The following is an 18,378-nucleotide window of genomic DNA, read 5'->3' as shown; positions in this document are numbered from 1 at the left end:
ACCTCCCTAAAAATCCGACAAAATAAAGTTATTCAACGCTTTCTTTTGATGCTCGCTAAAATTCGCATAATCAAATGACGGCATTTTGCCAATCGCCCCTGCCTTGCCTCTTTTTAGCACTTCATCTAAAAATACAAAAGTCCCATAGGTTGTCAAATCAGGCGCAAATCCCTCAACCAATCCTTTGCCATCTTCGCCGTGACAAGCTACACAATGCGTAGCGTAAAGCGTTCTACCTTGCTCGATAGATTCTGCGTTTGCGGGGATTTTGGCGGTAGAGATTTCAGCCATCACAAAATCCGCGATATTTTTCGCCTCATCATCGCTCATTTCGATAGGCACCATCATCACGCCCGTGTAGTTCATACCTGCGCTACCTTCTTTGATGACTTTTAGGATTTGCTCTTTTCTGCCCCATTTATTTAAATCCGCCGCCTTGCCATTGATACCGCTTCTATCAAATCCGTGACATTGTGAGCACTGCACTTGAAAGATATTATCGCCCATTGTGATTAGCTCACTATCGCTCAAAGACGCCCATTTTGCTTGATATTTTGCATTGTAGTTTGCCACCTCGCGATTATACTCGCCGATTTGCGAATACGCATTTAGCGGGTAGCCCACGAAAATATACCACAATCCCCAAATAATAATACACAAAAATGACGCCGCCCAGCCGATAGGCAAGTCGTTTTTAAACTCTTTGATTCCATCCCAATCCTCATTAGTTAGCTCACCATCGTTGCTACTATTTTTAATTTTATTAAAATAAGTAGCCGTGATAAACGCCACCAAAACTAATATGACAAGTGCGCCAAGTAGCGCAAGTATCGTCATATTGTCGCTTAATAAATTTTGCATTATTGTTTCCTCCCTATTTCCCTAGATTCTAATGGCGTATCTGTGATATTATCATCTAACGCCAAACGAGCATATTTTTCGTAGTCCTTTGCGCCCGTGCGCTGTGCTTTATACATATAGAAAATATATGAATACAAAAACGCAACCAACGCAATAGTCGCTAAAAAATACGCCCACCCACGAAACTCAACTAACAACTCCAACATCGCCACACCTCTAATTTGCTGCTTGTGTGGTTGTGCCACCTGTGCGCCTTGCTTGGCTCAAACTCTTCATATACGCAATAAGCGCGACAATCTCTCTAACCTCGCCATTTTTATATGCGTCCTCAATGTCTTTGTTTTTCATTTCAAGGACAATCGCTTCTGCCTCGCGCATAAATTCTGCTTCGGCTTCTTTTAAAGTGCCTAATTTTGGATTATTTGGCATATCATAAGGCACACCAAATACGACTTTTTGCGTATAAGCGTCCGCATAGGCGGTTTCAAAATCTACCTTTTTAAAGAAATTATGCTGATAGTTTGGCATAATGCTTCCGGGCACGACACTCGCAGGGTCCCACATATGATTTGAATGCCAATCTGCGGCGTTTCGGCTATCCCCTACCCTATGCAAGTCAGGTCCGATTCGCTTTGAGCCCCACAAAAATGGTCTATCATAAGCATACTCGCCACTTAAACTATATGCGCCATATCTGTCTGTCTCTGCCTTAAATGGGCGGATTAGCTGTGAGTGGCAGTTGTAGCAACCCTCTTTCATATACACTTGCCTACCTGCGACTTCCAACACGCTATAAGGTTTTAGTCCCTCTAATGGGCGCGAAGTTTTCGCAAAGTTTGGCAATATCTCTACCAATCCCGCTATTGAAAACACTAGCAAAAACGCCACCGTGAAAAAGAATGGATTTCTCTCTAACCAATTAAACATATCCTTTTCCTCCCCTTAATTTTCTTGCATAGGTGTCGCAAATGCGGGTTCTTTGTCAATCTCTTTGGACGCTGTGATTGTCATAATGATATTATAAACAAACATAAAGAATCCAAGCAAATAAAGCACCCCAGCGACTGAACGAATCACATAATACAAATGCAAACTAGACACCGTGTCAATAAAGCTATAAAGCGGACTACCAAATTCATCAGTAGCACGCCACATCATACCTTGCGAAATCCCTGCAATCCACATACTTGAAAAATACAAAATGATTCCAAGCGTCATAATCCAAAATTGCATATCCATAACTTTTTTGGAGTAGATTTCGCGCTTAAAGATTCGCGGTGTGATATGATAACAAGCCGCAATGATTGTAAATCCTACCCAGCCCAAAACGCCATCGTGGACATGCCCTACAATCCAATCTGTAAAGTGCGCAAGAGCATTTACCGAGCGAATGGATTGAATCGGACCTTCAAGCGTTGATAACATATAAAAAGTCGAAGCCAACACCAAAAACTTAATGAGTGGCGATTCGCGTAATTGATGCCATTGTCCGCGCATCGTTAGAAGCATATTGATTGCTGTCCCCCAAGAGGGCAAAATCAAAATCACGCTAAACACAGAACCAAGCGTTTGCACCCAATCAGGCGTTGTGGAGTAAATAAGATGGTGTCCTCCCGCCCAAATATACACAAACATCAAACTCCAAAAGCTAAAAAGTGTCAGTTTATATGAGAAAATGGGCTGTCCAGATTCTTTTGGCAAGAAATAATACATAACGCCGATGATTGCGGAGGTAAAGACAAATGCAACCGCATTGTGTCCCCACCACCATTGCACCATAGCGTCATTTGTCCCTGCATAAAGCGATACAGAATGCCAAATACTCCCTACATTAGCCACTAGCCAAGTAGGAATCGCAAGGTTGTTAAAGATATAAAGCGCACTCACCGCCACAAAACTAGCGATAAAATACCAAAGGCTAATGTATAGCGTTTGTTCGCGCCTAACAGCCATAGAGCCAAAAAGGCTAACGCCCCAAAGCACCCACACCACGACAACAACCAAATCCAAAATCCAAGGCAACTCTGCGTATTCTTTGGATTGTGTGATGCCTAAAAGCAAGGTTACAACCGCAAGTGCGATTAAAACCAAGTAAATCCAAAAATGCAAAATCCCTATGATTTTCAAAAATGGGTGCTGATTGTAAGTGATTTTTAGCACTCTCTGCCCCAAATAATACCACGCAGCCCAAATCCCACTAAGCGTAAATCCGTAGATTACGGCATTTGTGTGGAGCGGACGCAATCGCCCAAACAATCCATACTCACCAGCGATATGATTAAGTGCTGGATATGCCATTTGAAAAGCGATGATGACGCCTACAAGCATACCAACTACGCCAAAAGCCAAAGTCGTCCAAAGAAACAGCTTTGCTATGGAATAATCATACTCTAATACATTCTCTGTATTCATATTTCCTCCTAACTTTAAAAGATAAATGCGATTATACTAAATAAATGCCTTAAATGTATATTAAAATGTCAATTTTTTGTGAATATTTTTTGCAGAATCGCAGAATCTTGCGTAGATTCTGCACTTTTTTGATATAAATTTATATTTTAGATTCTGCGTTTTTGCTAAAAATTTTTCAAAAATCGCACGAATTTTCGCAGAATCTCCCCAAATTTTCGCAGAATCTCCCCACGAAATCGCAGAATCTACTAAATTTCCGCAGAATCTCGCCCAAAAATCGCAGAATCTACTTCGTCTTTTTCGCCCTCTCTATGCCGTATCGCTTGCGTTTTTCCCACAAGCTTTTGCGCGAAATGCCTAGTTTCTTTGCCAAATCGATATCCGAGTAAATATTCTCATATTTTGAAATCACCATTTTTTCATACTCTTTGATACTCAAAATATCCCCGCCGAAATCCACGCCCGGACCGGAGCTTGTGATATCTGCGATATTATTAAACGCCAATTCTTCTTTTGAGATAAAGGACATCAAAATGCGGTGTTTGTTTAGTTTCCCCAAAAAGTCATTTCGCTCGCTTTTCCTAAGTCGCTCTAATCCCGTTAAATAAGTGATTGTGTTTTGATTGTTGCTTTTGCTTAAAAGTTCCTTGCAATCGATATCCGTGATGGTTTTAAACTCAAATTTGATTTGCTTCAATCTTGCATATCGCATCGCATAAATATCCGCACTGCGCTGTGAATTGCTGCGAATGATAAATGGGAGATTGTAAGTAAAAGGTATCGGCGTATCCAAAATACTCTCAACAAACTCAAAATAGTTTTTATAAAACACCACTTCTTGTTTTAATGAGCTGTAATGCTTGTAATGCTCGATTTTCCGCACTAGTTCATCAATCATAAATGGTTTTATAATATAGTCATAAACGCCCGCTTGAAGCATTTTTGTCGCGCTCTCATCGGCGATATAAGTTAGCATCATAATCACAACGCTATTTGGGAATAATTTTACGATATTTACGCAGTTTGTCGTGCATACATCGTAACTCATAAGCACCACATCAAAATGCGCATTTTTGTCAAATTTGAAATTCGCATCCTTTGCGATAACGCACTCATAACCCTTCTCTACGAGTTTATTGCTGATACTTTGCGCCAAATAAGTGTCATTTTCCATAATCAAAGTTTTCATTTTCGAGTTCCTTTGCGTTACAAAATTACAAGATTTGAAAAATAAAAGCGAAATATTAGCATAAAAACTTAAATCTACAACAGATTCTGCGTTTTTTTGTCATTTCAAGGCGAATCGCAGAATCTCACGTGTTTTTTTGTCATTGCGAGGCAGTTTGAGCGAAGCGAAAACAACGAAGCAATCCAAGATTCTGCAAAATCACAGAATCTAATGCAAAAATTACCCACCCCCCTAAATCCCCCTCCGCAAGGGAGGGGGAATAAAATCGCAGAATCTGCCACCACTTCGTCATTGCGAGGCAGTTTGAGCGAAGCGAAAACAACGAAGCAATCCACAAAAAATAATCATATGGATTGCCACGATTCTGCTACGCAGAATCTCGCAATGACGGGATTTTTTCGCACTAGATTCTGCGTTTCTCACACATTTCGCAGAATCTCGCGCCAAAAATTCCACAGAATCTCTACAAAACCCCTCACTGCTTTATCGTCAGCAAAGTCTCTATCATTCTATCAATCGTAGTGATAACCTTCGCATTTGCCGCATATCCGCTTTGAAATTTGATGAGATTTACCATCTCTTCATCGATACTTACTTGACTAATCGCCAAATGCTCTTTTTTCACCGCCGCAAGGACGCTTTGCTTGGTATCAAGCAGAGTGCTGACTTCATTTGTATCAGTCGCCACTTTGTCTGTTAGGAATTGAAAGTATTCAGGCACACTCATCTCTTGCTTTTTCCCACGCACGGGGTAAAACTCGCTACTTTTATATTGCAGTTCTAACATCATTGTGGCAATCTCAAAGTTCCCGCCCACAGGTGCCTTCCACTGACGAATCAAAGTCGGGTTTTTTTCATACTCCGCTTTTAGCGCGATATCATTTGCATTTCTCCCCTCCAAAAAGCGATTTATGCCAATCGCCCCGACAAAATTACTGCCCTTATCCTCGATACTTACGCTAAATCCAAGCGATGGATTTTTCGCCAAAATGCGAAACTGCCTCGCTTCATTATCATAATGCGCGGTGAAATAGTCATCAAAGTCATTTAGCGGATTATTATCGGCGTTGTCATCATCGCTGTGATTTAGCGCATCGACAATGTCCTCCATCGTGGTAATGCCATCGATTTTTACATTTTTTCGCAGAATCTCATCGCCCTTTGCGTTATAAATAATCACATCAAATCCGCCGTTTTTGATATTATAAATGGAGTTTGAAAGCACTTGATTTTTATCAATCGCTAGTTCATCGCTTAATATTTCATTTGTCGCACTTTGGGCATAAACGCCATTTGTCGCTTCGATAAATCCTTGCGCGAAAGTATCCAAAAGATTGATATAATCTTGCAATTTGCCAATTTTCCCGCCATTTTTACCATAACTCACCAAGTCAAGCAACGCACCCGCTTTTCCGCCTACGATTTTATCCGTGATATCCGTGTGCTTATGGTCAAATCCCTTAAAATAAATCGTATATAATCCATCGTCATTATCGCTATTATCCGCCACAAGCGGATGATGATGGACGCCATCTACGATATTAAATCCACCTGCGATATTTAGCGTGTATCCAAAATCAAAGTCCGCACTTTTGGAGTTTAGGCGGGATTGACTTTTTAATTTATCTTTAAAAACGCTAGAACCGATGAGTTTTGAGAGGTTGAATTCTAACTCATCTCGCCTATCGCGCAGTTCATTTGCCTGTTTTAACTCATTTGCATCTTCCATCTCTGCTAATTTGCGGTTAATCTCTGCGATTTGCTTTGCGATGGCATTTATTTCCTCAATCGTCACGCGCAACTCTTCGCTATGCTTTATTTGCAAATTAAAGAGGCGATTTCGCGTGTCTTTGACATTTGTGATAAGCGTTTGCGTTTTTTGCGCCAAAACCTGCTTTTGCGCAGAATCTGATGGATTTTTCTCCACATCTTTCCACGCATTGAAATATGCTTCGATATCGTTATAAATCCCCACACCATCGACTTCGGGGAAAAATGCACTCGCCTCACGCAACGCGCTAAATTGCGTGTCGTAGTTTTGCGCATCGCTTGCTGCCTTGCGGTAGCGCGAAAAGGTGAATTCATCGTGGATTCGCTGAATTGTCTCCACATCCACGCCCCGCCCCAAATTATATTTTTGAAAATAAAGCGGAGTTTCAGGCGAAATCACCACCCTTTGGCGCGAGTAAAACTCATCGCTAGCATTTGCGATATTATTGCCCGTCACATCCACCATTAGTTGATGTGCGTGTAATCCCGTGCTAGAAGTGTTTAGCGATGATAGAATGCCACCCATTTTATGCCTCACATCTTATAAAATCCGCGTGATTTGCGCTAATATTGCCATATTTTTGCCCGACTTGATTTGGCATAATCGCCCCCACTAGCGAGTTATAAAACTCGCTCACCGCAACGACACTTTTTGCATACGCCTTATTCAAAACTCGCAGTTCTTTTAAACTCGTCCGCATTTCATCGATGATTTTCATCGCATTTTCATCCAAAAGTTCATCAATACCCTTGTTTGGGTGCTTTGCCATCATTTCACGCATCGCAGAATCTGCCTTTGATTTGTTTATTTTAAAAGATTCAATAAGATTATTTTTGTCATCAAGGCGCGAGAAAATCGCCTCGTGCTTTGCTTTTTTAATATCATCCATATCCAAAATGCTAATTTCAATAAGTGCCACTAAATCGCTCACTGCGTTTTGCAAATATGAATGTAACATTTTCGTCCTTTTTGGATTCTGCGATTTTGGTGCAGATTCTGCGATAGATTCTGCGATTTTTGTGCGATTCGCAGAATCTGCTAAATTATCTATAAACCTTCATATCCAAAAGCAAATCTTGTGCCATTTTATCGGCGGTTTTGTTGATATCGATTTTATACGCGCCGTTTTCTACATCTTTTTTAATATTTGTAACTTTATCATTTTGCGTATCGGTGCTTTTCGCAGAATCTGCGACTTTTTCATTTTGATTATTTGGTAGATTCTGCGTTTGCATTGAGTGCGGTGCAAAAGGGGTATTCCTAACTATCATTGCTTAACTCCAAAAAAATATTTTAGATTTTATAATCGACAAAATATTTGAAGTTATTTAAACGCTTTTGAAATATCCTTTAAAAACTGCCCCACATCGTCATAACTCGCATTTCTCGCGCCATCAAACAAACTCATATCCGCATTTGTGTAATTATGCAAATGCGCGATAAGAAATGTCATCCCGTATAGAAACACCACAAATGCGACACTTGGGAATATCCAATCTTTCATTTTGCAACTCCATCTATATTTTTTAAAATTTTTATGTATAATGCCAAATTTTATTTAAAAATAAAGGGGCATTTATGGCAAAAATACTACTTTTTTTATTCACACTTACATTCGCATTTGGCGCGACTAGCACGAATAAAATTTGGGATAAAGGGCAAACTTTCTTGCAGTTTTTAGAAGCACATAATATTCCGTCATCGACATATTGGAATCTCCACGCCGAGGATAAGGAACTAACCGCAGAGATTTACGCCGGAGTGCGGTATTACACGCTAAAAAATAATGAGATTCTGCTCCAAGCACTAATCCCGCTAAATGACGAAATGCAAATCCACCTTTACCGCGATGGTGGCGAGTATAAAGTCGATTTTATCCCTGTGAAATACTTTAAATCAAGCGCGCAAATCGCCATCTCCATCCAAAAGTCCCCATATCAGGATTTATACGAACTCACAAATGACACAAATTTATCAAATGAATTTGTAAATATCTACAAAAACTCCATAAATTTCTCAAAAAGCGTTTTGAAAAATGACAAACTCGCGCTAATTTATGACTACAAATACCGCTTGGGACGCTCTTTTGGCAGTCCGGATATAAAAGCAGCGTTGATTGAGACAAATCGCAAACCAAACTTTCTTTTCGCCCACACAAATGGCAAATATTACGATGAAAAGGGCAATGAAAAGCAGGGATTTTTGCTAGGACTTCCCGTGCCGGGCGCAAGAGTCTCATCGCCATTTTCGCTAAATCGCAAACACCCCATTTTAAAAGTGCGCCGTCCGCATTATGGTATCGATTATGCTGCGCCCACAGGCACGGCAGTTCGCGCCGCTGCGGGTGGCAAAGTCGTCTATGCCGGGAATAAAAGCGGATATGGAAAAGTTGTCGAAGTGGCGCACGATAACGGATTAAAGACGCTCTATGCGCATCTAAAAACTTTTAGCGTGAAAAAAGGACAGAAAGTAAAAAGCGGACAAAAAATCGCGCAAGTCGGCAGTAGCGGGTTAAGCACGGGACCGCATTTGCATTTTGGACTTTATAAAAATAATCGCCCAATAAACCCTGCTTTGAGTATCAAAACAACAAAAAGCATTTTAAACAAAGATGAAAAAAAGGCATTTTTAGCAAACGCAAAGACGCTTGAAAACAAACTCAAAGTCGCCATTATGGAGAATTTCAGCGGAGAAGCACCAAGTTATTTCGCCAAAGTAGCGCAATGATTGATAAAAACAGCATAGAACTCCGCAAATGCGAGGATTCGCGCTATATTGAAGTCTGCGAAATGCGCTACATTGAAAACGGCGTCCCCAAACGCTGGGAGGTTGTCAAAAGTAGCGACAGCGTTGCAATTTTGATTTACAACACAGATTCTGCGAATCTTATCATCGTCCGCCAATTTCGCCCCGCCGTGTTTTTACGCAATAATGATGGCTATATGTTTGAGCTTTGCGCGGGGCTTGTGGATAAAAAGGGCAAGAGTTTAGAGCAAATCGCAAAAGAAGAGGTGCTTGAAGAGTGCGGATTTGAAGCGCAGAATCTACAAAAAATCGCAGAATTTTACTCATCTGTCGGCACAAGCGGGAGCAAACAAAGCGTTTTTTATGCCGAAGTTTGCAACGCCGATAAGCGCACAAATGGCGGTGGAATCGATGATGAGTTTATCGAAATTATCGAAATCCCGCGAGATTCCGCGCTAAAATTTTTGCAAACGCCAAATATCACGCCGTCTTTGGGATTTGCGTTTTTGTGGTTTATAAGGGAGAAGTTATGAAAAAAATACTTTTAGCGATATTTGCGCTATTTTTTAGCGCGTGTGATATCGCAGAATCTACGCCAAAAAACTACTCTTTGATAAGTTTGGGAGGCAAAAAAGTGACATTTTCTCAAAAGGAAAATTTGCTATCCGCAAACGGCAATCGCCCTTATTTGCTTCTCTTTTTAAGTTCGTGGTGTGATTATTGCTTGGGACAGGCGCAGCACATCGCAAATATTAACGCAGAATTTGGCGAGGAAATCAATGTCTATGGGATTTTTGTGGATAAAGATGAAAGCGAAGAGACGCTTAAAAAATTCGTAAATGATTCGGGCGCAAAATTTGAGTGGTTTTACAAGGGTGATATTGCCAAGCTTGTGGAAAATTACCACATTTCGACATTTCCATTTATGCTACTTTATGACAAAAATGGCAATCTCAAACAAAGCTACGATGGGCTAACGCCCGAAGAAATGATTGCATTTGACATAAAACGCATTTTGGGAGAAAAGTAATGTTTTCGTTTTTTAAGAAAATTATGGGGCGAGATTCTGCGGATTTGGCGGATTCTGCGCTAGAAATCACAAAAGATTTGCTTGAAGAGCGTTTGATTGAGTGCGACATTGAGTATGAAATCATCGAGGGCATTTTAGATTCAAGCGGGGCGAAAATCAAACGAGGCGATTTAGAGGCAAAATTGCGCGGATTTTTGGGCGAAGTGAAAGCGTTGCGTGAGATTCATACCAAACCGCTTGTGCATTTAATAATGGGCGTAAATGGCGCGGGGAAAACCACCACAATCGCAAAATTAGGGCAGATTTACAAGGCACAAGGGCAAAAAGTCATCTTTGGCGCAGGGGATACATTTCGCGCTGCCGCTGTGGAGCAACTTTGCGCGTGGGGCAAACGGCTAGAAATTCAGTGCGTTAGCTCCAAATTTGGCGCAGACCCTGCGGCTGTGGCATTTGATAGCATTAGCGCGGCAAAGTCAAGGGGCGCAGATGTCGCATTTATCGATACTGCGGGGCGATTAGAAAACAAAATCAACTTGCAAAATGAGCTTAAAAAAATCGCAAACACTTGCCAAAAAGGCATTGGCGATTTTTACAAAATCCTAATATTAGATGGCACACAAGGCACAAGCGCAATCAATCAAGCAAAAACATTCAACGAAATTTTGGCACTTGATGGCATAATCATCACAAAGATGGATGGCTCAAGCAAGGGCGGGTGCATTATTAGCATTGCAAAAAGCCTAAAATTGCCCATTTTGTTTGTCGGCACGGGCGAGGGCGCAAATGACTTAATCCCATTTGACAAAGAATGGTATGTGAAAAATATGATGGATTATGTGTTTAGCGCAGAATCGCAGAATTTAGGCGCAGATTCTGCGAAAATCTAAATAAAATGGCAAAAGTAAAAAGCATATTTGAATGTCAGCATTGTGGCGCACAAAGCACAAAATGGGCTGGCAAATGCGCTAATTGCAATTCGTGGGATAGCTTTGTAGAGATTAAGCCAAAAGATTTGGAGGTGCTAAAAAAGGGCGAATCGCAAGGCATAAGCGAATCAAAACCAATCGCTTTAAGCGAAGTGCAAATCGATAGTATTTCGCGTTTTAGCAGTGGCGAAGATGAGCTAAATATCGTGCTAGGCGGGGGAATCGTGCCGGGCGGACTTTATCTAATCGGCGGCTCACCCGGCGTTGGTAAATCAACGCTACTTTTAAAAACTTCGCTAAATCTAGCGCAAAAAAAATCTGTCCTTTATGTCAGTGGCGAGGAATCAGCTAGTCAGATTCGCCTACGCGCTGAACGACTTGGCAAAATATCCAAAAATCTTTTTTTGTTAAATGCCATTGATTTGGAGAGCATTGAGGAAAATTTGCGCTCTGGCAAATATGAAGTTTGCATCATCGATAGCATTCAAACGATGTATAGCTCTGCGATTAGCTCTGCGCCCGGTAGCGTGTCACAGGTAAAAGAATGCACTTTTTTGCTTTTGCGCCTTGCAAAAGAGTTGCAAATTAGCATTTTTATCATCGGGCATATTACAAAAGAGGGCTCTATCGCGGGACCGCGAATCTTAGAGCATATGGTGGATTGTGTGCTTTATTTTGAGGGCGACCCGAGCCGTGAGATACGAATCTTGCGGAGTTTTAAAAATCGCTTTGGGGCGACAAATGAAGTCGGTATTTTTGAGATGAATGAAAATGGCTTGGTTAGCGCGAAAAACGCTTCAAAGCTATTTTTTAGTCAGCGCGAATCTGTTGTAGGGAGCGCGATTAGCGTGGTTTTGGAGGGTAGCCGTCCTATTGTGCTTGAAATTCAGGCATTAGTTAGTGAGAGCAATTTTCCGCGCAGAAGTGCCACAGGCTTTGAGCTAAATCGCCTAAATATGCTGCTTGCGCTTTTGGAGCGCAAACTAAATGTCCCGCTTGGGCATTATGATGTGTTTGTGAATGTCGTAGGTGGTATAAAAATCTCTGAAACAAGCGTGGATTTGGCGTTAATCGCGGCGATTATTTCGTCATACAAAAATCGCCCTTTGAGCGCGAAAAGTGCCTTTATCGGCGAGGTTAGCTTGGTAGGCGACATAAGGGAGGTTAGCAATATTGATTCGCGCCTAAAAGAGCTTGAATCCTATCAATTCACAAGTGCCATTATCCCCAAAAAGCCCAAAAACGCCTACAATCTCAAACTTTTCAGCGCAAATGATGTAACCAAAATTTTAGAGTGGATGTGATGAGAATTGCGCTAATTTTGATAATGCTTGCCTTTTTAGATTCTGCGCTTTACGCAGAATCTAGCGCAGAATCTAGAAAAACTCGCACCATAAAAACCATAAACACAAAATCACTCAAAAACGCAGAATCTACCAAAAAAATCACGCCAAAATCCACAGATTCTGCGAAATCCACCAAAGCAAAGCAAACTGCGAAATCCGTCAAATCCGCAGATTCTGCAAAATCCACGAAATTAAAGCAAACTGCGAAATCCGCCAAATCCACCAAATCCGCGCAATCCAAGCAATCCGCAATCAAACAAACCACAAAGATAAAAAAATTAGGTTACCGCAACATCACCATTGACAACATCAAAAAACCCAAAAAAGACGCCATAGACTTCTTTGTGGGGGCGAGTTTTGGCATTGAGTTTGTGAATATGGAGCGCATTGTAGAGGATGGCAACCGCGCAAAAGAGGGCGCAAAGTCACTGCACGGAAGCGCGTCCTTTGGCATAAAGGGCGGGATTTTGAGCGAGGAAAAGTGGCTAGGCGGGCGATTTTACGCCGAAATGTCGTATATGAAAATCCCAAAGTTTAATGTGCTAAATGTCGGCGTGGATTTGGACTTGTTAATCAAATATTACGAAGCGAAAGAGTGGAAAATCGGCGGATTTATCGGCGCTGGGGGCGGGATGAATATGGCGTGGGTGGCAGATTCTGCACTAAATAAAAATGGCGAAAAGGCACTGATTTCGGTGGGGTGGGTGAATTTGGGACTTGCGAGATTTGTATATTACCATCGCACGGGCATTCATAGTGCCGAGCTAAATATCAAAATCACCTATGTGACGCCGACAATCTACTCTCTAAAAGACAAGGCAAGTGGCGTAACCACGAGCTACAAGGCAGGGGCGAGCAGTATGGCGTTTAGTTATGTATATCAGTTTTGATGGGTTTTTTAGCGTAGATTCTGCGAATTTAATGCGAGATTCTGCGAACGCAGAATCTTAAAAATTTCCCCCTCCCTTGCGGAGGGGGATTAAGGGGGTGGGTAAAATATTTCGTCATTGCGAGTCCTTGCCAAAGGCAAGGGCGAAGCAATCCAAAAAAAATATTGTCATATTGAGCGAATGCGAAATATCTCACAATAAAAGAGATTCTTCGCTTTCTACGAAAGCTCAGAATGACAAAAAAATTTCCCCCTCCCTTGCGAATGCGAATCCCAAATTTCCCCCTCCCTTGCGGAGGGGGATTAAGGGGGTGGGTTAGATTCACAAAAAATAGCAATGCGAAATTTTCAAATAGCGACTTTACCCACCCCCAAACCCCCTCCGCAAGGGAGGGGGCTTAAATTTGACTCAACTCCGCAAGGGAGGGGGACAAAAAGCAGTTTCTATGATTCGCCGAATCTCGCAATGACATAGAAAGGCAAATCCAACCCACGCAGATTCGCGTCATTCTATCCCAATCGCTGCGATTTTTGATTCGACTTGCAAGGATTTATGCAAGGTTTTGATTACTCGCTCAAAGTGCGCATAATCGATTGATTCGCCTTTGTGGGATTTCAAATACTTATCCAAAACAGCGTAGCCACCGATTTTATACGCCCACACTTCCGCGCTCACATTCTCAAAATACAAACTCGCATTGACAAAAAGCCGTTTAGATTCGGCATTGTAGGCGATTTTTTGTATCTTTTCATTTTTGTCGCTCAAATCGCCAAAAAGCGGTTCGCCCACAGACTCACCGCTCAAATCCACGCGCATTAGGTGCAAATCGACTAGATCACACCCAAGCGCACTCAACGCCAAAAAGTCTTTTTTGGACTTTACAAATGGCACTTTTGGGAAGTCGATTTTCAAAAAATCCACATATTTTTCTCTATAATCTTTGTGATAAAGCACCGCATAAATGTAGCCCAAAATCACTTCGGGTGCGTAGATTTGCCCATATTTTTTATCCACAAATGCGCGAAACTCAGGCGTAAAGTTTTCTACCATAGATTCCCCTCCCCTTGCGGGCGATTCGCCCTCTTGTTCCCCTCCCCTTGCGGGAGGGGGTAGGGGTGGGGTATATTTTGATTTGGTAGTTGATTTACCCACCCCCAAACCCCCTCCGCAAGGGAGGGGGCTTAAATTTGACTCAACTTCGCAAGGGAGGGGGCTTTTTGATTCGCTTTTAGGTTCGTTTTCGATTTTTAGGTAAAGTGGATAAATATAGCTCCCGCTACCTGTCAAATGCAAATCAATGACATTATTTGCCACAAAAATATTGTCAATTTGTTGCAATTTGCAACCCCTATCGCACACTAGCCCCACATTTTCATTTTGTGGATTACTCATTTGTTCCCCTCCCCTTGCGGGAGGGGCTAGGGGTGGGGTATATTTTGATTTGGTAGTGTTTTTACCCACCCCCAAACCCCCTCCGCAAGGGAGGGGGCTTAAATTTGACTCAACTTCGCAAGGGAGGGGGCTTTTTGATTCGCTTTTAGGTTCGTTTTCGATTTTTAGGTAAAGTGGATAAATATAGCTCCCGCTACCTGTCAAATGCAAATCAATGACATTATTTGCCACAAAAATATTGTCAATTTGTTGCAATTTGCAACCCCTATCGCACACTAGCCCCACATTGTCATTGCCTAAAAAATGCTTCATTACTTCATAACGCGGTCTGCCCAAAAATCCACTAGATTGTGAAGTGTAATAAGTCCAGCGAAAATCAAATGGGCGATAGTGAATCTTTATGTAATTATTTGGGTTATTGTTTGTTTTTTCTAAATCATTTTTAGCTTTTTGAATCTGCCAAACACTTTTAGAATCATCGCCCAAACCAAATTCTTTTCGTGCGGATTCGCAATCCAAATTCATAAATTTTGTAATGTTGTTTTTGAGTTCTTGTAAGGATTCTTGCGAATCTGATTTTGAAATGCAAAAACTATCTTTACCACTTGTAATGCCCACATTCGATAGCTTAAAAATATCCTTTACGCTTATGCCCTTTTCATATTCAGCGCGTAAGGATTCATTTTGCGGGATAAAGAGATAAAATGGGGCTTTTGGTGAAAGTTCGCTCCATTCGATAGATTCAAGCCCATTGCTTTGCAAAAAGGCGTATTTGTCCTTGCGTTTGCCGTATAGGTCGTAGTGGTAGATTTGGGCTAGATTAGATTCACTATCTTTTGCGTGAGAACCCCGCCCTAAATCCCTCCCGCAAGGGGAGGGACTTGCATTTTGTTCCCCCTCCCTTGCGGAGTTTGAATCAACTTGTTCCCCCTCCCTTGCGGAGGGGGTTAGGGGGTGGGTAGATTTTGTGTCAGCAAAATCAGATTCCAAAGTCTCTTTAATCACATATAAAACGCCCTCTAAATTTTCTAAAATTTCATTATTCCAAAAACGCAAAATTCTAAAATTTTGTGATTCTAAATAAAAATCTCTTTGAATGTCAGGGTGGTTTAGTGAATCTTTACCCACCCCCAAACCCCCTCCGCAAGGGATGGGGCTTAAATTTGACTCAACTTCGCAAGGGAGGGCTTTTTTGCCATTCTCTTGTTCCCCTCCCCTTGCGGGAGGGGGTAGGGGTGGGGTAGAATCTTGCAATAACAAATCAGGGATTTTTGCGTGTTGTCCGCCATCACATTCGATAATAAGCCGTTTTTCTAAACACACAAAATCTGCAATATATTTAGAATCAATCACAAATTGCCGTCTAAATCCAAAGCCTAACTTTTTATTTCGCAATTCTTGCCAAAGTTTGTTTTCTGCGTCAGTGGGATTTTTGCGCATTTGTCGGCTAAATTCTTTCATATATGGTGCAAGTTGTCGGTGGTTTGGTGTTTTTTTGGTTTTACCCACCCCCAAACCCCCTCCGCAAGGGAGGGGGCTTAAATTTCGCTCAACTTCGCAAGGGAGGGGGCTTTTGGATTCGCCACTTGCAAGGGAGGGGCTTAAATTTCGCTCAACTTCGCAAGGGGGGGTTTTTCGATTCGCCTCGCAATGACGAATCAGGGCTTTTTGATTCGCCTCGCAATGACAAAGGCAACTTCACAAACACACTTATACACACGCCTTGCATAATGTCAAAGACATTGTCATCTTTGCTGCCATCGGGCGCGACTTCTTTTTTGCGTGCGTTGCCGTGCAAATCCACAATGTAGATTTTATCAAAGGTGTTTAGCAAATGATAGCGCATACCGCGAAATGTGGGATTGTCTAAAAAGCTATTGTTGCTGATAATTGCGATAATGCCACTATCTTGGGACTCGATTTTTGACTCGGCGAATCGAATGAATTTCACATAATCATCTAAAAGCCACTTGGGCGTTTTCTCATTTTGGAGCTTACGCGCTTCGTAAATGCCCCTAAAATCCTTTTGCTTTGCTTTGTCGCTTGGGTTTGCAAAATAGGATTTTATGATGCGCTGTGCTTCGCTGTTTAGATTCGCGCTATTTGGCTCTAAACCATAGGCGATTTTGACTTCGTCCTCATATAGCCCTTTGTTTGCGCTAGCTCCGCTATATGGAGGATTGCCCGTGATGATTAAAATCTGCTGTTCTTTTAGATTTTGCGCACCTAAAAATTCAAGGGCTAGTTCATACATACCTGCAAAAAGGTTTGATTTGGTGTTTTGCTCATCTTTGGCGGATTTGGCGTAGATTGTATTTGTAAGCAAAATGTTGAGCTTTTCATTGTCATCTAATGGGGCGTTAAATTCCTCTTTGAAAGATTGTGAGATTTTAAGGTGTGCGATAGTGTATGGGGCGATAAGAAACTCAAAGCCACTGAAACGATTTAGCAAGTTTTTGGGTTTATAATGGAGCGAATTTTGCGGAGTGGATTGCAACGCTTTGCGAAAGGCTTGTAGCAAAAATGTCCCTGTGCCTGTGGCAAAATCTAAAAGCGTGATATTGTCATTATTTAGCGCGCTGCCTAGTCCTTTTGCTTCGCCAAAGTCGCTTTTAAGCGTAGAGTCAATCGCATTTATGATAAAGCTCACAACCGCAAATGGTGTATAATACACGCCACGCAACTCGCGCAAATGCGGGTCGTATTGGCTTAAAAAAGTCTCATAAAAATGCAAATATGGGTCTTTGTGTAAATAATCGCCAATCAAATCTTTATCCGCGATTTTGTTTAATTCTAGCGTAATTTGTGCGGGGTCAATGTGATTTATAATGCTTAAAATCTCTTTTATAAGCCATTTTAGCGAATCTAACTCATCTAAATTATCCAAAAATCCGCTCATAGCGCGAATCAGCGGAAAGGATTTGGGGATAAACTTTTTGGCATTGTATAAATCGATAAATTCGCCTTGCGTGGCGTTTGGCTCTATGGAGTTGTTTAGCCGTGCCAAAAAGAGCGCGTAAGTGAGCGTTTGAGCGAAACTATCGCAAAAGGATTCAAAATCCAAATCTTTGTATAAAATATCCCTAAAATTTTGATAAAGCGTGGAGATTTGGGGATTTTGCGGGTTTTCTATGAGATTGTCTTTGATAAGGCGTGTGCGCTGTGCTAGGGCGTTTGCAAATTCTAGGGCGGTGTTTATGGACTTTGGAGTTGCGCTAAAAAAGAGTGCGAAAAAATCTAAGATTTCGCTTTGTTTGGATTCTAGGGCGGATTTGTTTTTGAGAATTGCTTGAATCTCATTTAGGGCGCAAATGGTGATTTCTTGTGTGATGTGGATTTTGCCTTTGTCATCTTTGGCGATGCGTAAAAAGCGTAGATAATCTGTGAGAATGAGATTGTCGCTTAAAGTGAGATATTTGGCGATTTGGGCTTTGCTGTCTTTGTTTGCCTCATCGATTAGTCGTGCTAAATCCGCATTTACGCGCTTATTTTCAATGTAGCCTAGCGATAAGCCGTTTTGTTGAATGAGAAAATCAGGCGCACCTGCCTTGTTTTCGCTTTTGTCATTGTTTGGCTCGTGGATAATGGCAATTTTGCTAAAATCTTTGTGGCTTTGGGTGAGATTCTCCAAAATCGCCTTAAATAAATTCTCTAACGCGCTTCGGTGTGTGTGCTCTTTGTCGCCTTCGCTAATGTTTTGAATCGCGTGTAAATAATCGCTTAAAAAATCCATAGAGTGCCTTTAAGATTCGCTTTAAATTTTGCAAAAACTTTGCAAAAATAAAATGCGGATTATAGCATTTTTTGTGAATGATT

Annotated in this window: 20 protein-coding genes and 1 pseudogene; 9 read left to right on the top strand and 12 right to left on the bottom strand. The window is 41.6% G+C overall.

Annotation, left to right across the window (positions count from 1 at the left end; all coding sequences use genetic code 11):
- Nucleotides 1-6: 6 nt before the first annotated feature.
- The 5 genes from ACWIUE_RS07130 to ACWIUE_RS07110 form a co-directional block, all read right to left on the bottom strand.
- Nucleotides 7-861, bottom strand: a complete 855-nt coding sequence (locus tag ACWIUE_RS07130; RefSeq protein WP_454136029.1) for a c-type cytochrome — start codon at nucleotides 859-861, stop codon at nucleotides 7-9.
- Nucleotides 861-1,106, bottom strand: a complete 246-nt coding sequence (locus tag ACWIUE_RS07125; RefSeq protein WP_454136028.1) for a cytochrome c oxidase, cbb3-type, CcoQ subunit — start codon at nucleotides 1,104-1,106, stop codon at nucleotides 861-863. Before ACWIUE_RS07125 ends, ACWIUE_RS07130 begins: the two co-directional genes overlap by 1 nt.
- Nucleotides 1,078-1,788, bottom strand: a complete 711-nt coding sequence (ccoO, locus tag ACWIUE_RS07120) for a cytochrome-c oxidase, cbb3-type subunit II (RefSeq protein WP_454136027.1) — start codon at nucleotides 1,786-1,788, stop codon at nucleotides 1,078-1,080. Before ccoO ends, ACWIUE_RS07125 begins: the two co-directional genes overlap by 29 nt.
- A 15-nt stretch (nucleotides 1,789-1,803) precedes the next feature.
- Nucleotides 1,804-3,273 carry a cytochrome-c oxidase, cbb3-type subunit I gene (gene ccoN / locus ACWIUE_RS07115; protein WP_454136026.1) on the bottom strand — a complete coding sequence of 490 codons (1,470 nt, stop codon included), beginning with the start codon at nucleotides 3,271-3,273 and terminating at the stop codon, nucleotides 1,804-1,806.
- 286 nt (nucleotides 3,274-3,559) lie between these two features.
- Entirely contained in the window at nucleotides 3,560-4,462 is a 903-nt protein-coding gene (locus ACWIUE_RS07110; protein WP_454136025.1) for a response regulator, read from the bottom strand.
- 96 nt (nucleotides 4,463-4,558) lie between these two features.
- Between ACWIUE_RS07110 and ACWIUE_RS07105 the strand changes: the two genes are divergently transcribed.
- Nucleotides 4,559-4,984: a hypothetical protein gene (locus ACWIUE_RS07105; RefSeq protein ID WP_454136024.1), complete on the top strand. Its 426-nt coding sequence runs from the start codon at nucleotides 4,559-4,561 to the stop codon at nucleotides 4,982-4,984.
- On the opposite strand, the gene flgK is transcribed toward ACWIUE_RS07105, so the two are convergent.
- The 4 genes from flgK to ACWIUE_RS07085 form a co-directional block, all read right to left on the bottom strand.
- Nucleotides 4,938-6,758: a flagellar hook-associated protein FlgK gene (flgK, locus tag ACWIUE_RS07100; protein ID WP_454136023.1), complete on the bottom strand. Its 1,821-nt coding sequence runs from the start codon at nucleotides 6,756-6,758 to the stop codon at nucleotides 4,938-4,940. The genes ACWIUE_RS07105 and flgK overlap by 47 nt on opposite strands.
- Before the next feature lies 1 nt (nucleotide 6,759).
- Entirely contained in the window at nucleotides 6,760-7,191 is a 432-nt protein-coding gene (locus tag ACWIUE_RS07095; protein ID WP_454136022.1) for a hypothetical protein, read from the bottom strand.
- A gap of 85 nt (nucleotides 7,192-7,276) precedes the next feature.
- Nucleotides 7,277-7,504 (bottom strand): flagellar biosynthesis anti-sigma factor FlgM, encoded by a 228-nt coding sequence (locus ACWIUE_RS07090; RefSeq protein WP_454136021.1) that lies wholly within the window; start codon nucleotides 7,502-7,504, stop codon nucleotides 7,277-7,279.
- Nucleotides 7,505-7,557: 53 nt separating this feature from the next.
- Nucleotides 7,558-7,737 (bottom strand): hypothetical protein, encoded by a 180-nt coding sequence (locus ACWIUE_RS07085; protein ID WP_454136020.1) that lies wholly within the window; start codon nucleotides 7,735-7,737, stop codon nucleotides 7,558-7,560.
- A gap of 74 nt (nucleotides 7,738-7,811) precedes the next feature.
- Between ACWIUE_RS07085 and ACWIUE_RS07080 the strand changes: the two genes are divergently transcribed.
- The 6 genes from ACWIUE_RS07080 to ACWIUE_RS07055 are packed head-to-tail and all read left to right on the top strand — an operon-like array spanning nucleotide 7,812 to nucleotide 13,170.
- Nucleotides 7,812-8,960, top strand: coding sequence for a peptidoglycan DD-metalloendopeptidase family protein (locus ACWIUE_RS07080; RefSeq protein ID WP_454136019.1), 1,149 nt, complete (start codon nucleotides 7,812-7,814; stop codon nucleotides 8,958-8,960).
- Entirely contained in the window at nucleotides 8,957-9,511 is a 555-nt protein-coding gene (locus ACWIUE_RS07075; protein WP_454136018.1) for an NUDIX domain-containing protein, read from the top strand. Before ACWIUE_RS07080 ends, ACWIUE_RS07075 begins: the two co-directional genes overlap by 4 nt.
- Nucleotides 9,508-10,008: a TlpA family protein disulfide reductase gene (locus ACWIUE_RS07070; RefSeq protein WP_454136017.1), complete on the top strand. Its 501-nt coding sequence runs from the start codon at nucleotides 9,508-9,510 to the stop codon at nucleotides 10,006-10,008. The genes ACWIUE_RS07075 and ACWIUE_RS07070 overlap by 4 nt, the downstream gene beginning before the upstream one ends.
- Nucleotides 10,008-10,895, top strand: a complete 888-nt coding sequence (gene ftsY, locus ACWIUE_RS07065) for a signal recognition particle-docking protein FtsY (RefSeq protein ID WP_454136016.1) — start codon at nucleotides 10,008-10,010, stop codon at nucleotides 10,893-10,895. Before ACWIUE_RS07070 ends, ftsY begins: the two co-directional genes overlap by 1 nt.
- 5 nt (nucleotides 10,896-10,900) lie before the next feature.
- On the top strand, nucleotides 10,901-12,238 hold the full coding sequence (gene radA, locus ACWIUE_RS07060) for a DNA repair protein RadA (protein WP_454136015.1): 1,338 nt from the start codon (nucleotides 10,901-10,903) through the stop codon (nucleotides 12,236-12,238).
- The gene (locus ACWIUE_RS07055; protein WP_454136014.1) at nucleotides 12,238-13,170 is read left to right on the top strand and encodes a hypothetical protein; all 933 of its coding nucleotides are present in this window, start codon (nucleotides 12,238-12,240) and stop codon (nucleotides 13,168-13,170) included. The genes radA and ACWIUE_RS07055 overlap by 1 nt, the downstream gene beginning before the upstream one ends.
- A gap of 28 nt (nucleotides 13,171-13,198) precedes the next feature.
- Here the strand turns inward: ACWIUE_RS07055 and ACWIUE_RS07050 are convergent, their stop codons facing one another.
- Complete coding sequence (locus ACWIUE_RS07050; RefSeq protein WP_454136013.1) at nucleotides 13,199-13,366, bottom strand: hypothetical protein; 168 nt, start codon at nucleotides 13,364-13,366, stop codon at nucleotides 13,199-13,201.
- A gap of 37 nt (nucleotides 13,367-13,403) precedes the next feature.
- On the opposite strand from ACWIUE_RS07050, the gene ACWIUE_RS07045 reads away from it, so the two are divergent.
- Entirely contained in the window at nucleotides 13,404-13,571 is a 168-nt protein-coding gene (locus tag ACWIUE_RS07045; protein WP_454136012.1) for a hypothetical protein, read from the top strand.
- 103 nt (nucleotides 13,572-13,674) lie between these two features.
- Here the strand turns inward: ACWIUE_RS07045 and ACWIUE_RS07040 are convergent, their stop codons facing one another.
- Complete coding sequence (locus ACWIUE_RS07040) at nucleotides 13,675-16,071, bottom strand: type ISP restriction/modification enzyme (RefSeq protein WP_454136011.1); 2,397 nt, start codon at nucleotides 16,069-16,071, stop codon at nucleotides 13,675-13,677.
- Here ACWIUE_RS07040 and ACWIUE_RS07035 point away from each other — a divergent pair.
- Nucleotides 16,058-16,216: a hypothetical protein gene (locus ACWIUE_RS07035; RefSeq protein ID WP_454136010.1), complete on the top strand. Its 159-nt coding sequence runs from the start codon at nucleotides 16,058-16,060 to the stop codon at nucleotides 16,214-16,216. The two genes, ACWIUE_RS07040 and ACWIUE_RS07035, sit on opposite strands and share 14 nt — an antisense overlap.
- Before the next feature lie 42 nt (nucleotides 16,217-16,258).
- Here the strand turns inward: ACWIUE_RS07035 and ACWIUE_RS07030 are convergent.
- A pseudogene (locus ACWIUE_RS07030) lies at nucleotides 16,259-18,295 on the bottom strand (N-6 DNA methylase); the annotation flags it as partial.
- Nucleotides 18,296-18,378 lie beyond the last annotated feature (83 nt).

This window comes from Helicobacter sp. 23-1045 (assembly GCF_053654655.1).
This window is presented reverse-complemented; position numbering and strand designations above follow the sequence as displayed.